The 4,607-nt window shown below is 34.4% G+C and carries 2 protein-coding genes and 1 pseudogene; 1 reads left to right on the top strand and 2 read right to left on the bottom strand.

Annotated elements, in window-relative coordinates:
- Positions 1 to 148, bottom strand: a pseudogene (locus DXA54_RS28645) (glutaminase domain-containing protein); the annotation flags it as partial.
- A gap of 716 nt (positions 149 to 864) precedes the next feature.
- Entirely contained in the window at positions 865 to 2,211 is a 1,347-nt protein-coding gene (locus tag DXA54_RS26590; protein ID WP_004307639.1) for a site-specific integrase, read from the bottom strand.
- Between the two features lie 471 nt (positions 2,212 to 2,682).
- On the opposite strand from DXA54_RS26590, the gene DXA54_RS26585 reads away from it, so the two are divergent.
- The coding region (locus DXA54_RS26585) for a glutaminase domain-containing protein (protein ID WP_120081102.1) at positions 2,683 to 4,607 on the top strand (1,925 nt) is incomplete at its 3' end.

The raw sequence follows: 4,607 nt of genomic DNA, 5'->3' as shown, positions 1-4,607 counted from the left end.
ATTTGTCTGCTACATCATTCAATCCGAGCATACGAGCCATCTCGCTGTACCCAGCTACTCCCATGATAGCTTTTACAGAAAGATTGGCATTATGGGCCCAATGGCCTGCAAAATCATCTGTACAAAGTTGGTTCTCTGGGTCCTGTCCAGACTAAACTGCCATTTATCAATTGTTTGAAATACAGATGATTATCTTTGCTCTGTATTGTCTTTGTGTTGTTATGGCTATTAAATAAAGTACAAAATTCTAACTTATGAGCAGACTTTTAATAAATAAAAAGTTAATGGATAAATGTAGTGGTAGTCTAAGATGAGAAATGGACTAATCTGAAAAAATGAATATTTTTCCTCTCTCTCTTTTCATTTATCCATGTAATTTCTTTTATGACATAAAAACTAGCAACATTTTAAGATATTAAAAATCAAATAGATTGAATAATTACTCTTGTTGAATGAATTCGACGTAAATAAAACTTTCTGGAATGATTTATCTATCTTTTTATGCTATTTTGCAGAGAAATGTTATTGTGTGATAGCTTAAGGTAATAAGGAAAGTAGATGTTAGAACCCCATTCAGGAGTCCATAGTGTGGTTTATTTTAAACCAATAAGTAGTTTCTTTTAAAGGTAGGAGATGTTCCTTTTAAACCAACGACTTGTTTCATTATATCAAAACTTGTTTTCGATAGTAGGAAAAAATACATGTTTATAAAGAATTATGCTATATATATTCAATAAAAGGAATATATATAATGTAAATGTGACTTTCTTTTTTCTATTTAGCAATTCAATAGAATCTTAATTCTTCTGCATATATGAAAAATAGAACATGATTTGAAATAACTAAGATGAAATATTTCAATCTTTACCTGGCAAGTTTAGCTCGAAGTTCTTTTAGTCTTTTTGCAGCCTGTAGATTATCAACCTTTATATATCTCATGAATGCAGATGGACTCTTATGCCCGGATATGCGCATAAGTTCTCCGGCAGGAAAGCCGGATAAATACATATTTGTGCAAAACGATCGTCGGCAAGTATGAGAAGAGATCATCTCCCATTTTTCATAGACTCTCTTTTCCCGTTCTTTCCCTTTCTTGCGAACGACTTCGATCTTCTGTTTTAGTTTTGCCCTTCGCCCTAATTCTTTAACCCTTTCGTTGAATATATATCTAGGAATTTTAGGTAAATCATAGTTGTACTTCTTGAGTATTTCCGGTACATAATCGATCATAGGGATTATGACAGCTTTATGCACTTTTCTCTGTTTGAGATTTATAATCTCATTATCTAAGTCAATATGTTCGGGACTTAATGTTGAGAGATCACTATATCGTAGTCCTGTAAAACACCCAGTAATAAAAACATCTCTAATCTCTTCCAATTGCTTATCATCTGACAAGTCTAACTCGTGTATTGTTGAAAGTTCCTTTTCACTTAAATAAATAGCATCAGTTTCTTCTTCTACGACCTTAAAATGCTTCAAGTCAATTGGAGGAATAACTCCTTTATCTATTTGATAATTAACAAATCCCTTTAACAAACGTATAATTTTTCCTGCAGAATTAGTGAGCAAGCCAACACTCCCATCGGGCTTTATAACCTTATAAAATAAATAGTCCATGAATTCATTGTAAAATATAAGATTCAGGTTATGAAAAGTAATTGGCTGCGATGAATGTTCTTTGAAAGCGATCAGATGTTTACGAAGTGTTCGGTAGTCTTTTATTTGGTCTGCAGAAACAACAAGAGCTTTTTCTGTAATATATCTTTCTAATGCGTCAAATATATCTACCCGATTAGGACGTAATTCATATTCTCTATTTTTTTTTAATTCAAGTAAAACAAAATCTACGGTTGGACTTATTCCGTTTATTTTAGCATATGTAAGAATTTCTCCAAGCTTGGACGTTATTCTAATCAGGCAGGCATCAATCTCGTCATAGTTCGGACAAGCGCGCTTAATCCATCTCTTTTTAGAATCCCAGTGTTCCGGTTTAATACTGTATCCAGTAGAGATGAGCGTACGCTTAGTTCGATTGTAGTTATATCGAACATAGAGGACAGTAGTCCCCTCTCGAGTGACGTACTTTGGTTTAATATATGGAGTATATTTTGCGATAGTAAATCTGTATTGCTTTCGTATTGCAAAATTACAAAAGCTATTCGATATGAGCAATATCTCATCGTTAAAAGCTAGAACCTCCAAAAACATTGTACTATCTTAATAAAAGTGGATAAATATTGCTCAAAAAGGAAAAAAACTACTCAAAGCACACTGTAAGAGACTTATTTTGCACTTTAAAAACACTCAAAATATGAAAAAAGAATAGATTTTGTCCTTTCTTGAACACAGATTTTCCTAATATTTAGCATTAATTCCATTATTTTGCAGCGTTACAAATAAAATGCTATGGAAAAACAAATGGATTTGTATGAATCCTGGGTCCTACCTGAAACACACAATTCTATATAAACTTTTCCTCTAGCATTTATAAATATTCGACAGTACTGATTTTAATATATTATTTAGGTATAGCGATAAGAAAGGTAAGATTGCATTTAAAAGGTAATAGTAAGAAGGTAAAAAGAGAAATAAAAGAAAACGTAGGGTTTGTTTTTCTTTATAGGTAAACAAGATTGTAGATGGGTAACCTTAAAATTGTAGATTAATTAGAAAATATTTATGAAGAAACTACTAACAGTAATGGCCTTTTCGGTCGGTTTATTCGCAAATGCTCAAACCGGCAACTTATTTAAACCAGTAAAAGAGGTAGCGCTACGTACTCCATCGGTACCTATCGTTGTTTCAGATCCTCACTTCTCTATCTGGTCTCCTTATGATAAATTAATGGAAGGAAGTACAGAACACTGGACTACAGCTAAGAAGCCATTAGTAGGGGCTTTACGCGTAGATGGTAAAGTGTATCGTTTCCTGGGTAAAGATCAAGTAGCTCTAATACCTATTGCTCCCATGACAAATGTGGAACGTTGGGAGGCTGCATACACTAATAGTCAACCAGCAAATGGATGGCAAGAATTCCAGTTTGATGATAGTAGTTGGAAAAAAGGTAAAGCAGCTTTCGGTAGCCGTGATATGCCACGTGTTCGCACAGAATGGAAAGGAGATAATACAGATATTTATATCCGACGTACATTTGAAATAAATGATTTGGATTTAACAGAGAATATTTTTCTTATTTATTTTCATGACGATGTATTCGAATTATATTTAAATGGAGAAAAACTGGTTGCTACAGATCTCGTATGGAAGAATAATGTAAATCTAAAACTTTCAGACGAAGCCAAGAAGAAGCTTCGTAATGGTAAAAATGTGATTGCAGCACATTGTCATAACACGACAGGAGGATCTTATGTGGATTTTGGTTTATATCGTGAAAAGAAAAATGCAGTAACATTTGAAAATGAGGCTGTACAGAAATCGGTAGATGTACTAGCCACTTCCAGTTACTATACATTCACTTGCGGACCAGTCGAATTAGATGTCGTATTTACAGCACCTCAATTGATAGATGACTTGGATTTGTTGTCAACTCCGATTAACTACATCTCCTATCGTGTGCGTCCTCTTGATAAAAAAGAGCATGATGTACAATTCTATATAGAAACGACTCCGGTATTAGCAGTGAATGAGACTACTCAACCTACTATTGCACGTACATTATCGAAAAATGGTATTAGTTATGTAGAAGCTGGCACCATCAACCAGCCGATATGTGATCGTAAAGGTGATTTAATTTGTGCTGACTGGGGATATGTATATCTTGGTAGTGTAAATGGAGCAGGAAAATCTATAAGTTTGGGTGACTATAGCGGAATGAAGGAAGCTTTTGTTAAAAATGGAACTTTAGCTTCAAGTAAAACTAAATGGATTACTCGTCGGGAAGAAAATACTCCTGCAATGGCTTATGTACATAATTTTGGAACTGTTACCCAAGATGGTAAAGATGGTTTCTTGATGATCGGTTATGATGACATTTATTCCATTGAATATATGTATGAGAAACGTATGGGATATTGGAAGCATGATGGTAAAGTAACGATTTTTGATGCTTTCGAAAAACTAAGAGATAACTATCAATCCATCATGGAGCGTTGTCGTGCACTTGATGAGCTTATTTATAGCGATGCAGAAAAAGCTGGTGGTAAAAAATATGCAGAAATCTGTTCTGCAGCCTATCGTCAAGTTATTTCTGCTCACAAACTATTTACAGACAAAGAAGGCAATCTGATGTGGTTCTCTAAAGAGAATAACAGTAATGGTTGTATCAATACAGTCGACCTGACCTATCCGTCTGCTCCCCTGTTTTTGGTCTATAATCCTGATTTACAAAAGGCAATGATGACTAGTATCTTTGAATATAGTGCTAGCGGTCGCTGGGATAAACCTTTCGCAGCACATGACCTTGGCACTTATCCAATAGCTAATGGACAAGTTTATGGTGGTGACATGCCGATTGAAGAAAGTGGTAATATGGTGATTCTAACTGCAGCTATTTCGAAAATTGAAGGTAATGCAGATTATGCTAAGAAATATTGGGACATTCTAACGACATGGACTAATTATTTAGTAGAGTATGGACAGGACCC

It is taken from the genome of Bacteroides sp. OF03-11BH, assembly GCF_003604005.1.
Taxonomy (GTDB): Bacteria; Bacteroidota; Bacteroidia; order Bacteroidales; family Bacteroidaceae; genus Bacteroides; species Bacteroides ovatus.
The sequence above is the reverse complement of the archived record's forward strand: the minus strand, read 5'-3'. Positions and strand labels throughout refer to the sequence as shown.